Raw genomic sequence first — 14,464 nt, 5'->3', positions numbered from 1 at the left:
GCGGGTGAGTGGGGCTGGTCGCGCAGTTCCCCGCGCCCCTGGGCGGCGGCACCGGCCCCCACCGGCCCACAGCCGACGAACCCACCCGGGGTCCGGTCGGCTGCTAGGCCACGAACGTGCGGGGCGCTTCGTTGCCCCCGGTCGCGCCCGTTTTCACCAAGTGCGCCGCCGCGGCCAACCGGACCGCCGCCTCCTCGGCCACCGCACCCCCCACGGTGAACGGCAGCCGCACATACCCTTCGAAGGCGCCGTCGACCCCGAACCGCGGCCCGGAGGGCACCCGGACCCCCACCCGTTCGCCCGCCTCGGCGATCCGCGAGCCGGACAGCCCGCCGGTGCGCACCCACAGCGTCAGCCCGCCCTGCGGAACGGTGAACTCCCAGTCGGGCAGCTCACGGCGCACGGCGGCGACGAGCGCGTCCCGGTTCTCCCGGGCCTGCGCACGCCGGATCTCCACGGCCCGCTCCCACCCCCCGGTGCTGAACAGCCAGTTCACGGCCAGCTGCTCCAGCACCGGCGTTCCGAGGTCGGCGTACGCGCGCGCGGCGACGAGACTGCGGATGACATCGGGGGCCGCACGGACCCACCCGATCCGCATCCCCGCCCAGAACGCCTTGCTGGCCGACCCCACGGTGATGACCGTGGACCCGGAGGGGTCGAAGCCGCAGACGGGGCGCGGCATCGACAGCCCCTCCTCCAAATACAGCTCGCTCATCGTTTCGTCGACCACCAGTACGGTCCCCGCGGACCGCGCAGCGTCCACCAGGCGGCGCCGCTGGTCCTCGTCCGCGAGGGCTCCCGTCGGGTTGTGGAAGTCGGCGACGACGTACGCGAGCCGGGGCGCGGCGTCCCGCAGGACCTGGCGCCAGCGCTCCACGTCCCATCCGGCGAGCCCTTCGGCCATCGCGACGGGGACGAGCCGGGCGCCCGCCTCCCGCATCAGCTGGAGGATGTTGGCGTAAGAGGGGGACTCGACGGCGATGCGTTCGCCGCGCCCGGCGAAGAGATGACAGATGGCGTCGATCGCGCCCATCGCGCCGGTCGTCACCATGATCTGCTCGGGCATGGTCGGAATGCCGCGCGCGGTGTACCCCTCGGCGATCATCGCGCGCAGCGCGGGAAGCCCCGCCGGATAGTCGCCGTGCGTGTGCGCGTACGGTGGCAGCTCCTCCAGGGCGCCCTGCACGGCACGGGTGAGCCAGGGCTCCGGCGCGGGGAGTGACGCGCAGCCGAGGTCGATCATGGAGCCGAGGGCCTCGGGCGGCAGCGGTTCGAGGCCGCGCGCGGGCAGCGGGTTCCCGGCGGGGACGGCGGTCCAACTGCCCGCTCCCCTGCGGGACTCCAGGAACCCTTCGCCGCGCAGCGCCTCGTAGGCCGCGGCGACCGTCGTACGGCTGACGGAGAGGGACAGCGCGAGCTCCCGCTCGGCGGGCAGCCGCGCGGCGACCGGAACCCGGCCTTCGAGGACGAGCAGCCGGATGCCGTCGGCGAGCGCGCGATAGGCGGGCGGACGGCGGGTGCCGGGCCCCGCGGGGCGCTCCTGCTGGGAGTTGAGCAGCCGGGCGAGCTGCGCGGCGCCCATCGCCGAAGTCCACTGCGTCATGATTCCCAGTCCACCTTCCTCGGATTGGCCTTGGATGGCGCCTTCCTTCAGGCCACAGAATGTCACGAGCCAGGCCACCATCACCACCGCGGGTCATCACGGGCCATCACCACAGGGGGCACATCTTGTCCACACACGCCGACTCCCCACACCTGGAGCGCAAGGGATCCGGGCGACGGCTTCCTCGTCGCCTCGCCCAGCTGTACGTGGGCCTCGCGCTGTACGGCGCGAGTTCGGCCCTGCTGGTGGAGTCGGGCCTCGGTCTGGAGCCCTGGAACGTGCTGCACCAGGGGCTCGCCGAGCTGACCGGTCTGACGATCGGCGTGGTGTCGATCTTCGTGGGCGCGGCGGTGCTGCTCCTGTGGATCCCGCTGCGCCAGCGCCCGGGCCTCGGCACGGTCTCCAACGTGTTCGTGGTCGGTATCGCCATGGACGGCACCCTCGCCCTGGTGCCGGACGCCCACACCCTGGCCGTACGGATACCGCTGCTCGTGGCGGGCATCGTGCTGAACGGCGTGGCGACGGGCCTCTACATCTCGGCCAGCTTCGGTCCGGGTCCCCGTGACGGTCTGATGACGGGCCTGCACCGGCGTACGGGGCGCTCGGTACGGCTGGTGCGCACGGTCCTGGAGGTGGCGGTCGTCGCGACCGGATTCGCGCTCGGCGGCACGGTCGGCATCGGCACGGTGCTGTACGCCGTGGCGATCGGGCCGCTCGCCCAGCTCTTCCTGCGCGTGTTCGCCGTCCGCCCGGCACCGGGCGGCAGCACCGTCGTTGCCGCCGGTCAACCGGAGCGAGCGATACTTCCAGGGTGAGCCCGCGCATACGCCACCCGTACCTCGACCACCCCGGCCCGATCCCCTTCGCCCACCGGGGCGGTGCGGCGGACGGCCTGGAGAACACCGTCGCCCAGTTCCGCCGCGCGGTGGAGACGGGCTACCGCTACATCGAGACGGATGTGCACGCGACGTCGGACGGCAAGCTCGTCGCCTTCCACGACGTGACCCTGGACCGGGTGACGGACGGCGCGGGCCGGATCGCGGACCTCCCCTGGGAGGACGTGCGCCACGCGCGCGTGGCGGGCGAGGAACCGGTCCCTCTCTTCGAGGAGCTCCTCGAAACCTTCCCCGACGTCCGTTGGAACGTCGACGTCAAGGCCGAGCCCGCCCTCCACCCCCTGCTGAACCTCATCGGCCGCCTCGACGCCTGGGACCGCGTCTGCGTCGGCTCGTTCTCCGAGGCGCGGGTCTTCCGCGCCCAGCGTCTGGCCGGACCTCGTCTGGCGACCTCGTACGGCACCAAGGGTGTCCTGGGGCTGCGGCTGCGCTCGTACGGCATCCCGGCCGCGCTGCGCGACTCGGCGATCGCCGCCCAGGTGCCCGAGTCCCAGTCGGGCGTGCCGGTGGTCGACCGGCGCTTCGTGCGCGCCGCCCACGCGCGCGGCCTGCAGGTCCACGTGTGGACGGTCAACGAACCCGATCGGATGCACCGGCTCCTGGACCTGGGCGTCGATGGCATCATGACCGATCACATCGACACGCTGCGCAGGGTCCTGGAGGACCGGGGCACCTGGGTCTGAGCCCTCTCGCGCGGTCCGTTCAGCGGGAAGCGAGGGGCACGGGTGGGCACCGAAACCGTGCGGGCACAGGCGGCCGACGAGGTCACCGAACGGCGGCGCGAGCAGCGCGGCTGGTACTTCTACGACTGGGCGTGCTCCGTCTACTCGACGAGCGTGCTCACCGTGTTCCTGGGCCCCTATCTCACGTCCGTCGCCAAGCACGCGGCGGACGCGGACGGCTTCGTACATCCGCTGGGCATCCCGGTCCGCGCCGGCTCCTTCTTCGCCTACGCGGTCTCGGCGTCCGTCATTCTGTCGATCTTCGTGATGCCGATGGCGGGCGCGGCCGCCGACCGCACCGGCCGCAAGAAGGGCCTGCTCGCGCTCTGCGCCTATCTCGGCGCCACGGCCACCACGGGCATGTTCTTCCTGGACGGCGACCGCTATCTGCTCGGCGGTCTGCTGCTGATCGTCGCCAACGCCTCGGTGGCCGTGTCGATGGTGCTGTACAACTCCTACCTGCCGCAGATCGCCCCGCCCGAGGAGCGTGACGCGGTCTCGTCCCGCGGCTGGGCCTTCGGCTACGCGGCGGGCTCGCTCATGCTGGTCGTGAACCTGGTCCTGTACTCGGCCCACGACTCCTTCGGTGTCTCCGAGTCGACGGCCGTCCGCATCTGTCTGGCCTCGGCGGGCATCTGGTGGGGCGCCTTCACCCTCGTGCCGCTGAAGCGGCTGCGGGACCGGCCCACGGCATCCGCGGGTCAGGTGTCGGGACACGGATGGCGGCAGCTGTCGGCCACCGTTCGCGACATGCGGGGCAAACCGCTCACCCTCGCCTTCCTGTTCGCCTACCTCGTCTACAACGACGGCATCCAGACGGTCATCTCGCAGGCGTCGTTGTACGGATCGGAGGAGCTGGGCCTGAGCCAGTCCACCCTGATCGTCGCCGTGCTGCTGGTGCAGGTGCTCGCGGTCGGGGGCGCCCTGGGGATGGGACGGCTCGCACGGACGTACGGCGCGAAGCGCACGATCCTCGGCTCGCTCGTCGCCTGGACGGTGACGCTGGGCGCCGGGTACTTCCTGCCGGCGGGCGCACCCGTCTGGTTCTTCGTCCTGGCCGCCGGGATCGGCCTGGTCCTGGGCGGCAGCCAGGCACTCTCGCGCTCGCTGTTCTCCCATCTGATTCCGAGCGGGAAGGAGGCCGAGTACTTCTCCGCGTACGAGATGAGCGACCGGGGGATGAGCTGGCTCGGCCCGCTTCTGTTCGGTTTGACCTACCAGCTGACGGGAAGTTATCGGGACGCGATCATCTCGCTCGTGGCCTTCTTCGTCATCGGATTCGTGCTGCTGGCGAGGGTTCCGGTGCGGCAGGCCGTGCACGACGCGGGTAATCCCGTACCGGACAGGATTTAGCACCTGAGGCCAAAGGCCGGTAGTGTACGCGTTTGGCCTGCCAGGCGTACCGTTACTGCGCGTCAAAGATACTGAAGCGTTGGGTGACATCTGCTGCCAGATGTGACAAACCGGGCGCCGGTGGGTACAACAAGGGGCGGCTACGACGGCGACGCATGACCCGGAACGGGAATCTTTACCGCCGACCGGACGTTGACCGGATGACGACGACAGCGACACCTGTCCTGTGGGCGACAAGCCCGGGAGGCACGATTCATGAGTGAGCGAGCTCTTCGCGGCACGCGCCTCGTGGTGACCAGCTACGAGACGGACCGCGGCATCGACCTGGCCCCGCGCCAGGCCGTGGAGTACGCATGCGAGAAGGGGCATCGGTTTGAGATGCCCTTCTCGGTCGAGGCGGAGATTCCGCCGGAGTGGGAGTGCAAGGTCTGCGGGGCCCAGGCACTCCTGGTGGACGGCGACGGCCCTGAGGAAAAGAAGGCCAAGCCCGCGCGTACGCATTGGGACATGCTGATGGAGCGGCGCACCCGAGAGGAGCTCGAAGAGGTCCTCGAGGAGCGCCTGGCCGTTCTGCGCTCCGGCGCGATGAACATCGCGGTGCATCCGCGGGACAGCCGCAAGTCCGCGTAACCCCTCCGGGGGCTGGGCGGCATACCACGCACTCAGCCGCGAGCGCCGTACGAAAGTTGTACGGGGCCCGCGGCTCTGTGCGTTGTGCGCGTGGCGGTGCGGTGGATAAGGACCGGCGCAGGTCATCGCGCCTCTTCAGGGGCACGGGGAACTGCGCGACCAGCCCCCGCTCACCCGCACCCGATTAGCCGGCCACGGCCGAGGTCAGCGTCAGCGTCAGCGGTTCAGTGGCGGACGCGGGCCCGGGTCCGCCGTCGGGTTCTCTTCCCTGATGACCTCGCCCTGGACGACCTTGCCGTCGGGGCGATGGATGCGGGCCTGCTGGAAGGCGTCACCGACGCTGCCTGGCGAGGCCTCGCGGATCTTGCGGTCGATGGTGCGCTCGGCGTAACGGCTCAGGGCCTTCTGGACGGGCGGGATCAGCAGGAGCAGGCCCAGCGCGTCGGAGATGAGCCCGGGGATCATCAGGAGCAGACCGCCGAGCATCATCAGCCCGTTGCCTTCGCCGCCCCCGCTCGTGGGGGCCACCCCGCTCTGCTGCTGTTGCAGCGTCTCAGTGAGGTTGCGGAAGGCACGGCGGCCGGCCCGCTTGATGACCACGGAACCGAGGACGAAACCGGCGACCAGCAGCAGGAAGACCGCGAAACCGCTCGCCGCGCCCGCGACCACGGTCAGGAGCCAGATCTCCAGCACCAGCCAGACGGCGATGCCGAGCGGCAGGTAGGTGCGCAGCCGGGATCGCCGCGGCCGCGCGGGGTATGTGGGAGTCGGTGCGCCAGTCGTCATGCACCCAGTGTGCCTGGGCACAGCTCAGTATGGGATAAGCGGATGATCAGCCGTAGCCGTGGAGTGAAGTGAGGGCGGAGTGCGAGTGGGAGGCGGGCCCACCCGGGCCGCCCCCCCACGCCACAGAGTGCTTCTACGACCTGTGCTTCCGCCCGGTGATCCGGCCGACCCGCTCCCCCACGCCCCACGTGGTGACCCGCCACAGCGCCTCCACGAGGATGTCGCGGCTCATCTTGGAGTCGCCGAGCTCGCGCTCGACGAAGGTGATGGGCACCTCGACGACGTGGAAACCGGACTTGACCGCGCGCCGGGCCAGGTCCACCTGAAAGCAGTACCCCTGGGACGCGACTTCACCGAGTCCGAGACCTTCGAGCGTCTCGCGGCGGAATGCGCGGAAGCCTCCGGTGACGTCCCGGATCGGCACGTCGAGCATGAGCCGGGAGTACATGCTGCCGCCGCGCGAGATGAACTCGCGGGACTTGGGCCAGTTCACGACCCGCCCGCCCGGCACCCAGCGCGACCCCAGCACGAGGTCGGCGCCCTTGAGCGCGGTCAGCAGCCGGGGCAGTTCCTCGGGCTGGTGCGAGCCGTCCGCGTCCATCTCCACGAGGACGCCGTAGCCGTGCTCCATGCCCCAGGCGAAGCCCGCGAGATACGCGGCGCCCAGGCCTTCCTTGCCCTTGCGGTGCAGCACCTGGACATGGTCGTCCTCGGCGGCCAGCTCGTCGGCGAGCTTGCCCGTGCCGTCCGGGCTGTTGTCGTCCGCCACGAGAACGTGTGCATCGGGCACCGAGGCTCGTACCCGGCCGACGATCTTCTTGATGTTCTCCGCCTCGTTGTAGGTCGGAATGATCACCAAGGCCGTGCCGAGCGGGCCGAACTGCCTCCCCTTGGCTCCTGCCGCGAGGGTCCCGTCGCCGTCGTTCACTACTGCCCCTTCAAGTCCGTACGCAGGGGTCCACCATAGTGGCCGCAGCCTGCACTGACGCGTCGGCGCGTTAGTACGGGGGTGTCGATTCGGCAAGAGCCGGGTAAGAGAGAGCCCGCCGCGCCGGAGCACCGTACTGCGGATCGGGGCCCGGCGCCCTTCGGGCCGACCTGGGACCCGCTGGCTGCGGGTCGACCGAAAGCCGTTGTCTACTGGACGTCCGGGCCCCACCCGGGTCACACCCTTCCGACAGGCATGAACGTTCCCTCGCCGCCGCACTGGCGCTGAGCCTGGCTCCCAGTGGTGATGCGCCGGTGCGGCACACCACCCCTGACCCAGCGGCGCTCCGGCGACTGCGTGGAAGTTCTCCGGTCGGACGTCCGGTGGTGGACGCGGCCGAACCTACCGGCCCCCCGAGGCCAGCTGTCAACACTCGTCTGACCTGCTGGTTTTCCCTCAATTGCCTGGTCAGCGCGGAGGATGCGCAGGTCGCGCGACAGGGCGGCGGCGGATGATCACCGCAGCGCCACCCCGGGAGATCACTCGCCCGGCCGTACGAAGACCGTCCGCCCGCCGACGACCGTGCGCAGGCACACCGGCAGGTCGCCGCCGGGGCTCAGATCGGGCAGTCCAGGAGTACCCGAACGAGGGTCGGTCGACCAGCGGGCGACCCTGTCGTCGGGGGCCTGCACGACCAGTTCCTCGGTGCGCCACACGGCGTAGTCGGCGGGCGCGCCCGGCACCAGGACTCCCGCGTCGTCCCGTCCGATCGCCCGCCACCCGCCGCGCGTATGCGCCGTGAACGCGGCGCGCACGGAGACCCGGTGCTCCGGCGTGCGGTGGAACGCGGCGGCGCGCACGGTGCCCCACGGGTCGAGGGGGGTGACGGGGCTGTCGGAACCGAAGGCCAGCGGCACGCCGGTGCGCAGCAGGGCCGCGAACGGGTTGAGGGCGCGGGCCCGCTCGGCGCCCAGGCGCTGGGCGTACATGCCGTCCTCGCCGCCCCACAGCGCGTCGAAGGCGGGCTGCACGGAGGCGGTGAGGCCGAGCTCGGCGAAGCCGACGATGGTCTCCGGGGTGAGCATCTCGGCATGCTCGACGCGGTGCCGGGCGGCGCGCACACGGGCCAGGCCGACCTTCTCGGCGGCTGCGCGGACTCCCTCGACCACGGCGGTCACGGCGGCGTCCCCGATGGCGTGGAAGCCCGCCTGGAGGCCCACCTCGGTGCAGGCGACCACATGCGCGCAGACGGCGGCGGCGTCCAGGTAGGCGGTGCCGGTGTGGTCGGCGTCGGCGTACGGCTGGTGCAGGCAGGCGGTGTACGAACCCAGGGACCCGTCGACGAAGAGGTCGCCCGCGGCGCCGAGCGCGCCCAGCGCCCGGGCCTTTTCGACATCCTGTTCGGCCCAGTAGCCGACGACCCGGGGGCCGGCTTCCTCGGCGGCGAGGCGCAGCAGTCCGGTGAAGTCGTCCTCGGAGGAGATCTCCGGGCCCGCGCACTCGTGCACGGATCCGATGCCGAGCGAGGCGGCGTGGGCGAGCGCGGCGCGCTGGGCCTCGGTGCGGTGGGCCGGCGTGACGGCGCCGAGCGCGGCGGCGCGCACGGCGTGGTGGGCGTCCCGGGCCAGGGGGCCGTCTGCGGCGTACCCCGCTCGTGCGGTGACCCCCGGGACCATGTCCAGGAGCGCGGTGGTGACCACGGCGGAGTGCACGTCGATGCGGGAGAGGTAGAGCGGGCGGCCGCCCGCCGCCTCGTCGAGTTCGGCGCGTGTCGGGGGGCGGCCGCCGGGCCAGCGGGCCGCGTCCCAGCCGTGGCCGAGCAGTACCCGGTCGGCGGGGCGGGCGGCGGCGAACTCGCCTACGAGGGCGAGGGCGGCGTCCAGGGAGGGCGCGCCGGACAGGTCGAGGCCGGTGAGCGCGAGCCCGGTGGAGGTGGTGTGGACGTGGGCGTCGGTGAACGCCGGGGTGACCAGCGCGCCTTCCAGGTCCACGACCTCGGCGACCCCGTCGGCGAAGGCGTCGGCCGCGCCTTCCGAGCCGACCCAGGCGATCTGTCCGCGTTCGACGACCATCGCGGTGGCGAAGGGATCGGCGGGACTGTGGACTTCTCCACCGCGCAACAGCACGGTGTCCGACGTGGCGGTGCTCTCACTCATGGGGAACAGTCTCGCGCCTGCCGGTGTGCGGTCGGCCCCCGGGTGGGTCAGATGCGGGGCGGGCGCGCCTCGTACGGCGTCGACAGCACCACGGTCGTGCGGGTCGACACGCCTGCCAGGGTGCGCAGGCGGGCGAGGAGCTCCTCCAGTTCGTGCGGGGTCGAGACCCGTACCTTCAGGATGTAGTTCTCGTCGCCCGCGACACTGTGGCAGGCCTCGATCTCGGGCACGCCGGCGAGGCGTTCCGCGATGTCGTCAGGGGCGCTCGGATCGAACGGCTTCACCGAGATGAACGCGGTCATGGGCAGCCCGACGGCCTCGGGGTCCACGACCGCGGCATAGCCACGGATGACACCGCGCTGTTCGAGCCGGCGCACCCGCTGGTGCACGGCGGACGTGGACAGGCCCGTGGCCTTGCCCAGGTCTGTGTAACTCATCCGCCCGTCTGCGACGAGCAGCTGCACGATCTGTCGGTCCAGCTCCTCCATGACGCAAGAACCTACAGGGCCCGTGATCTCGTCGGATACCTCAGCGGCGCAGGTCATACCCGCTTTGTGATGTGGCAGAGTGCTGACTGTGAACCGCCTGGTGGACAAATCCACCGCGCCGGGCACCTGCGGGCGGCATGTGACGAACGACACAGTGCCGCAACCGGGTCCGTGATGTTCTCGTGATTACCGCAGAGACGGGACGGGAAATGCTTGCTGTGGTCGAGGCCGCAGCGCCTTGTCGGCCCACCCGAGGGGGAGAATCCCATGCAGAGTCTTAAGCGCCCTGGTCGTCCCACATCCAGGCGGCCCAAGCTGGTCGTCGAACCCGAGCCGGAGGGCGTCGAACCCGACGCCGTCGACGGTGAGGAGTTCGACGCCTACGACACCTTCGAGATGTACCGGGTGATCTGCCCGGACTGTGCCCAGCCCATCGCGCTCCTCGCGGACGAGGAGAGCCTGCCCGAGCACGCGCTGTGCGCCTCGCCGTGGAACCCGTTCGGGCTGACGGTCTGCGCCGGCACGGGCCGTGCGGCGGGCGACGCCCGTCCCGCCGACGAGTCGGTGGAGCCTCAGGAGCAGGACACCGCCCTTCTGCTGACGCTCCCTCAGGGACTCGACTGGCGGACGCAGCCGTTCTCGCACGTCGGCGGCCCGGCTTCGCGCCCGATGCGGGTCCCCGAGATGCGCCGTCAGGCCGCCTGACCGGCCCTCGCGTTCAGCGACCGGCCGCCGGTCCCTCCCAGTAACTGCCCTGCACCATGGCTCGCAGGCTGCCGTGGTGCAGGATCAGTGTGTCCGGGTCCGGCGGTACGGCGACCTCGCCGAAGTACACCTGGCGGTAGGCGACGCGGAGCATGACGATCGCGTGCCGCAGTGCCGCGTACAGCGTGTAGAAGTCCATGTCCCGGGGTGTGTGGCCGGTGAGTTCGGCATAGCGCCGCTCGACGCGGTCACGGCGCAGGAAGTCGGGCAGTCCACGCTGGCCGAAGCTCTCCGTCAGGTCCTGGAAGAAGCGGTGCAGGTAGACCGTCCAGCCGAGGTCGGCCTCGCGCGGGGCCAGGGCCGCCATCTCCCAGTCGAGGACGGCCGCGGGTGCGAACCCGTCGTAGACGACGTTCCCGATGCGCGCGTCGCCCCAGTTGAGCACCGCCTCGCCCTCGTCGCGCGGCCACAGCTCGTCGAGCCGGTCGAACGCGCTCTCTATCAGAGGTGAGCGTGACAGCCCGTCAATCACCCAGTCGTAGTAGACGCGTTGGGCCTCGACATGACGACGGAGCGGACTGCCCTCACCCGGGAGGGTCAGGAAGCCGGCTTCCGGCGGCGGGACCTGGTCGTGCAGCCGGGCGAGGAGACCCACGGAGGCCGCCTCCAGCCGTTCGCGTTCCTGGTCGCTCGCCGCGTGCAGCCAGTTCCCCTCGTACGTATAGGGCATGACGTCCGGCGGCACGCGCCCCTCGACCTGTTCCATGACGAAGAACGGCGCGCCGAGCGGGCCGGGGTCCTCCTCCAGCCACAGCACCCGCGGTACGGGGAGATCGGTGCGCTCGGCGACCAGTCTCATCGTGCGGTACTGGCGGGGCATGTCGTAGACGGGGAAGACGGTGTACGCAGCCGGGTCCGCCGCCAGCCTCAACGCGCATGCGGGCAGCGGCGGTTCGGGATGCTCGATGTCGAAGAGCAGGGTCTCGCTGGACATGCCGTTGGACTCGGGGACAGTGATGTTGACCGCCTTGGCGTCCGGGAGGCGGGCGGTGAGCCAGGCGGTCAGCCGGCGGCCCAGTTCCTCCGGGTCGCGGGTGGTCGTGCGCGGGCGCGGTGCCGTGGCCATCTCGTTCCCCCTCAGGTCGCCACCGAGTCGAAGCCTGCGAAGCCGCTCGGATCGTGGCGGCCGAACGAGCCGTGTTCGAAGATCCCGTGGCCGACCTGCCCGTCCAGCGTGCAGCGGGCCGCGTGGTCGGTCACCCCGTATGCGGCGCGGGGGTGCGCGGCCGGGTCGGAGAGGTCGTAGGCGCGGCGGTCGGTCCAGTCACGCCCGACCCAGGTGCCGTGCTGCCAGTCGTCGGCGGGCGGATAGCCGGCGCCGACGGCGAGCGGGGAGGAGGTGAGCACCTCCACGTCCAGCTCCATGGGCTTGCGGTCCACCGGGCGGGTGAGATGGATGACGGCGGAGGTGGGGTGGCGGCTGCCGGAGCGATAGGTGATGTCGGCCTGGGGCCAGCCGAGTTGCAGGTCGCGCTCCCCGTTGCGTACGAGCGTCGCGTCGTTCAGCGTCCGATAGCCGTCGGCGTCCTCCTGGACGACGACCATCAGGAACCGGTCCTCGAACCGGACCGGGCACCACAGCCAGTGGAAGCCCTCCGTCGGGTTCTCCCCCGCGAGCCGGCCGCCCTCCTCCCCCGGGATCGGGCGCACGCCCCAGCTGCGGTCGCGGGTGCCGCTCCAGCGGCCGCGCTCCAGGCGCATCTCCTCGCCGCCGATCCGGATCCAGCCCTCGCAGTGCCCCGCCTGCACGAAGCGTTTGCCCTCCAGCGTGAGCCGGCCGCCGCGCCGCTGGAGGTGGTGCGGCTCCCACAGGGCCGGGAAGTCCGCCGTCCAGGTGATCTCGTACGACAGTCCCTCCGGGTCGGCGGGATCGGCCGCGCAGCTCAGCACGAAGGTCCGCAGGGGGCGCTCGACGAGGATGCGCAGCGGGCCGACGGCGAGGCGCATCCGGTCGTCCCCGAGCGCGTCCGAGGCGCGCACGGCGTGCAGGCGGTCACCGAGTCGCAGGGTGGCGTACGCGTCGACGACCCCGACGTTCGGATAGACGCCGAGCCCCAGGATCAGCAGCGCCCGGCCCTGGTGGTCGAAGACATGGAAGATGCAGCGGTCGTAGGCGTTCCGGTCCCCGGTCGCGAGGTGCCTCATGGACAGGGGCACCTGGTGGACGGGGTACTCGTCGAGGGCAACGGGGCGGTCGTCGGGCACGGCAAGCCTCCCTGAGGGCATGGCGGTTGACGTCCCCCGGAAGGGTGCGGCCCCCGGCGGCGCCAATTGACGGTACGTCAGATGACGGTCCGGGGCCAGACACCCGCACGTCGTGGCCCCCGTAGGGGCCCACCGCGAACCCACGCTCGATTACGCGGACGGGTGACCTGGCCGCTCACCCGCGCGTTGCCCCGGTATGACCCCCACATACGCGGCGACCGAGCGGCCTCGCCGGATCTTCGTCCCGGCTCCGGCAGAATCGGTTCGGCCGGCAGCCGCCGCGCCGCCGCCCCAGGATCCCCCCATCTACCGCGCGCTGATCCGCGCCTGGGCCGAGCGCGGCCGTACGCTGCCGGGGCGCCACGACCCGGAGTGGGTCCGGCTGGTGGCGCCGCCGGTCCTCTACGGCTACGGGCAGTTCAGTGTGACTCCGGCCCCGCGAGGTGACGGGCGATGACCATCCGCTGGATCTGATTGGTGCCCTCGACGATCTGGAGGACCTTGGCCTCGCGCATATAGCGCTCGACCGGGAAGTCCGCGGTACAGCCGTACCCGCCGAGCACCTGGACGGCGTCCGTGGTGACCTTCATCGCCGTGTCCGTGCACAGCAGCTTCGCCATGGCGGCCTGTTTGGCGAAGGGCCGCCCCGCGTCGCGCAGCCGTGCCGCGGCCAGGTAGAGCGCCCGGCCCGCCTCGATCTGCGTCGCCATGTCCGCGAGCATGAAGCGCAGGCCCTGGAAGTCGGAGATCGGCCGGCCGAACTGCTCGCGCCCGGTCGCGTACGCGAGGGCCTCGTCGAGGGCCGCCTGGGCGACGCCGATGGCGCAGGCCGCGATGCCGAGCCGGCCGGAGTCGAGCGCGGCGAGGGCGATCGCGAAGCCCTGCCCCTCGTCGCCGATGCGCCGGCCGTCGGACACCCGTACGCCGTCGAAGTGGACCTGGGAGGTGGGCGAGCCCTTCATGCCCATCTTCTTCTCGGGCGGGGCGGCGCTCAGCCCCTCGGCGTGGCCGGGCACCAGGAACGCGGTGATGCCGCGCGGGCCCGCGCCGCCGCTGCGGGCGAGCACGGTGTAGAAGTCGGCGACGCCGCCGTGCGTGATCCAGGCCTTGGTGCCCGTGATCGCCCACTCTCCCCCGCTCCCGGCTTCTCCCCCGCCCTCCCGGACGGCCTTCGTCCGCAGGGAGGCGGCGTCCGAGCCGGAGGACGGCTCAGACAGGCAGTAGGCCCCCAGGAGGCCGCCATCGAGCATCGCGGGCAGGTGCTCGGCCCGCTGCTCCTTGGTGCCGTAGTTCGCCAGTGCATGGCAGGAGAGGGTGTGCACGCTGACGCCCAGGCCGACGGTGAGGCGGGCCATGGCGAGCTCTTCGAGGACCTGGAGGTAGACCTCGTACGGCTGGTCACCGCCGCCGTACTCGGAGTCGTACGGCAGTCCGAGCAGGCCGGAATCGGAGAGCAGGCCGAAGATCTCGCGCGGGAAGCGTCCGGCGTCCTCCTCCTCGGCCGCCTTCGGGGCTATCTCGCGCTGCGCGATGTCACGGACGAGGGAGATCAGATCCCGGGCATCATCCGTGGGCAGTTGACGGTCCACCGGCTGCGGGGCGCGGTCGGTCATGGCGACGCTCTCCTCCCTGTCGGGCGCATCGGCGCACGCGCGCCAGGGGTGGGGCGGCGGCGCCGGGTCTCACGGCCCAGCCGATGCTGCCGTTCCTGGGTGGAGAACGGCCTGATCAGCGGCTGTGGCGCTGTGAGTATGCCCGCTCGGGGGCACCGAGTCACCAGTTAACGACCGCTTACCAGAAGAAAGGGGAACCGATCCGACCGCTCCGCCCAATTGGTCCGAACCATTGACGCACTGGTCTAGTCCTCCTACTGTTCCGTCAACGCCTCACCGCGTTCATGCCAAACGGCACGCGCAGGTCCCAGCACGCCTC

At 71.5% G+C, this 14,464-nt stretch carries 13 protein-coding genes; 5 read left to right on the top strand and 8 right to left on the bottom strand.

Going from position 1 to position 14,464, the window contains the following annotated elements; translation table 11 throughout:
- Positions 1-103: 103 nt before the first annotated feature.
- The gene (locus ABZ656_RS37215; protein ID WP_101408283.1) at positions 104-1,603 is read right to left on the bottom strand and encodes a PLP-dependent aminotransferase family protein; all 1,500 of its coding nucleotides are present in this window, start codon (positions 1,601-1,603) and stop codon (positions 104-106) included.
- 125 nt (positions 1,604-1,728) lie between these two features.
- Here ABZ656_RS37215 and ABZ656_RS37210 point away from each other — a divergent pair, with 125 nt between their 5' ends.
- The 4 genes from ABZ656_RS37210 to ABZ656_RS37195 all read left to right on the top strand — a co-directional run bounded on the left by ABZ656_RS37210 (position 1,729) and on the right by ABZ656_RS37195 (position 5,204).
- Complete coding sequence (locus tag ABZ656_RS37210) at positions 1,729-2,418, top strand: hypothetical protein (protein WP_360274129.1); 690 nt, start codon at positions 1,729-1,731, stop codon at positions 2,416-2,418.
- On the top strand, positions 2,415-3,182 hold the full coding sequence (locus tag ABZ656_RS37205; RefSeq protein WP_101406341.1) for a glycerophosphodiester phosphodiesterase: 768 nt from the start codon (positions 2,415-2,417) through the stop codon (positions 3,180-3,182). Before ABZ656_RS37210 ends, ABZ656_RS37205 begins: the two co-directional genes overlap by 4 nt.
- 42 nt (positions 3,183-3,224) lie before the next feature.
- A complete protein-coding gene (locus ABZ656_RS37200) occupies positions 3,225-4,574 on the top strand; it encodes an MFS transporter (RefSeq protein WP_360274126.1) in 1,350 nt (449 codons plus the stop codon).
- Positions 4,575-4,829: 255 nt separating this feature from the next.
- Positions 4,830-5,204, top strand: coding sequence for an RNA polymerase-binding protein RbpA (locus ABZ656_RS37195; RefSeq protein ID WP_003977404.1), 375 nt, complete (start codon positions 4,830-4,832; stop codon positions 5,202-5,204).
- A gap of 216 nt (positions 5,205-5,420) precedes the next feature.
- Here ABZ656_RS37195 and fxsA read toward each other — a convergent pair whose 3' ends face one another.
- The 4 genes from fxsA to ABZ656_RS37175 all read right to left on the bottom strand — a co-directional run bounded on the left by fxsA (position 5,421) and on the right by ABZ656_RS37175 (position 9,562).
- Positions 5,421-5,990, bottom strand: coding sequence for an FxsA family membrane protein (gene fxsA, locus ABZ656_RS37190; protein ID WP_360274123.1), 570 nt, complete (start codon positions 5,988-5,990; stop codon positions 5,421-5,423).
- Between the two features lie 133 nt (positions 5,991-6,123).
- Positions 6,124-6,918, bottom strand: a complete 795-nt coding sequence (locus ABZ656_RS37185; protein WP_101406338.1) for a polyprenol monophosphomannose synthase — start codon at positions 6,916-6,918, stop codon at positions 6,124-6,126.
- A gap of 539 nt (positions 6,919-7,457) precedes the next feature.
- The gene (locus ABZ656_RS37180; RefSeq protein WP_360274119.1) at positions 7,458-9,074 is read right to left on the bottom strand and encodes an amidohydrolase; all 1,617 of its coding nucleotides are present in this window, start codon (positions 9,072-9,074) and stop codon (positions 7,458-7,460) included.
- A gap of 47 nt (positions 9,075-9,121) precedes the next feature.
- Positions 9,122-9,562, bottom strand: coding sequence for an Lrp/AsnC family transcriptional regulator (locus ABZ656_RS37175; protein ID WP_067366187.1), 441 nt, complete (start codon positions 9,560-9,562; stop codon positions 9,122-9,124).
- A gap of 267 nt (positions 9,563-9,829) precedes the next feature.
- On the opposite strand from ABZ656_RS37175, the gene ABZ656_RS37170 reads away from it, so the two are divergent.
- A complete protein-coding gene (locus ABZ656_RS37170; protein ID WP_101406336.1) occupies positions 9,830-10,267 on the top strand; it encodes a hypothetical protein in 438 nt (145 codons plus the stop codon).
- 13 nt (positions 10,268-10,280) lie between these two features.
- Here the strand turns inward: ABZ656_RS37170 and ABZ656_RS37165 are convergent, their stop codons facing one another.
- From ABZ656_RS37165 to ABZ656_RS37155, 3 genes are all read right to left on the bottom strand, one after another.
- Positions 10,281-11,393, bottom strand: a complete 1,113-nt coding sequence (locus tag ABZ656_RS37165) for a phosphotransferase family protein (RefSeq protein ID WP_360274115.1) — start codon at positions 11,391-11,393, stop codon at positions 10,281-10,283.
- Between the two features lie 11 nt (positions 11,394-11,404).
- On the bottom strand, positions 11,405-12,532 hold the full coding sequence (locus tag ABZ656_RS37160) for a hypothetical protein (RefSeq protein ID WP_360274112.1): 1,128 nt from the start codon (positions 12,530-12,532) through the stop codon (positions 11,405-11,407).
- 419 nt (positions 12,533-12,951) lie between these two features.
- On the bottom strand, positions 12,952-14,145 hold the full coding sequence (locus ABZ656_RS37155; RefSeq protein ID WP_360274109.1) for an acyl-CoA dehydrogenase family protein: 1,194 nt from the start codon (positions 14,143-14,145) through the stop codon (positions 12,952-12,954).
- Positions 14,146-14,464 lie beyond the last annotated feature (319 nt).

This window comes from Streptomyces sp. NPDC007095, assembly GCF_040634475.1.
GTDB lineage: Bacteria > Actinomycetota > Actinomycetes > Streptomycetales > Streptomycetaceae > Streptomyces.
This window is presented reverse-complemented; position numbering and strand designations above follow the sequence as displayed.